The sequence below is a fragment of the Psychrobacter sp. 1U2 genome, assembly GCF_051847575.1.
Genome location: NZ_JBPYDC010000473.1, coordinates 1 through 1,042, shown reverse-complemented (window position 1 = coordinate 1,042; position 1,042 = coordinate 1). Strand labels below are relative to the sequence as shown.

Sequence of the window (1,042 nt, the reverse complement as noted above, 5' to 3'; positions counted from 1 at the left end):
ATAGCTTCGTATGTTGATGACAATCACATACTCACAGGAACAGACCTAACTGAATACTATCAAACCATTGGTAGCATACTTGAGGTGCATTTTGATACTGCGCATAGCTATCACTTAGCCAGACAAGGATTTTTAGAATACATACGGAGTTATAACAAATCTCATGAACTGAGTATGGATGAACCAGTTGTGCCAGTCATAGCAGAGCGTGATCATTTAACAATATCCTATGATTGGATGGTAAGTGGTGCTCAAGTAAGCCTTGCTAGCCAGCAAATAATTGAGATATGGCAACGGAAAAGAAGGTTCTCAAACAATGATTTGATTGAGTCAGTGCTCTACTGTAGCGTGATGTATGGGGGATTGAATGACATAGATGTGTTAAAAGCACTGTATCAATGGCTCCTAGGCGAACGTGAGATATATCAATTGCAGCTACCAGCAACTGATGAGTTATCAGGTTCAGGTGTCAGTAGCGAGAGTTTGGCGCTAATCTTGCTCAGTATTGATGATGAAAGTTACGGTTGTTCTTATACGCAAGCTCATACTTCAGAGGATATATCTGCTACAAGCTTACAGCGCTATGTAGAGTACGTACCTGATGATATGACACTTTGCTTCTTATATGCGCTAAAAGATAAAAAGTTAAAAAAAGAAGGTGTGAAATCGTTTGAAACCATTGTTGATGATATTTGTAAGAAGCTAAAACTACAGAATAAAGATAAAAATAAACCACATTTATCACAGTTAGTAAAATACGCTGACTATCATTGGCGGCAGATGAAGGGTGCCGATATAGATAGTGCGCTCACTGTTGTTAGACAGGGCAAGATTAAAACGACGGGCTTAACCACAAATAAGCCTATTAGTTATAATCAAGAGGTGTTTAAATCAAACCCACAGCCGCTTACTTGGTCAGAGTTATTTATAGCAAGTTATTCAGAATCAGACAAAAAAAGTACCAATAGTAGGGAGTATCCAAGCTTTAGCAAGAATCTGATTAAAGAGGTTCAAGATGCCCTTAAAGGCAGTAAAGCATCCG

The 1,042-nt window shown here is 38.6% G+C and carries 1 protein-coding gene; it reads left to right on the top strand.

All coding sequences use genetic code 11. From position 1 onward, the window contains the following. Positions 1–84: 84 nt before the first annotated feature. The coding region (locus tag ACS8FD_RS16665; RefSeq protein ID WP_439276660.1) for a hypothetical protein at positions 85–1,042 on the top strand (958 nt) is incomplete at its 3' end.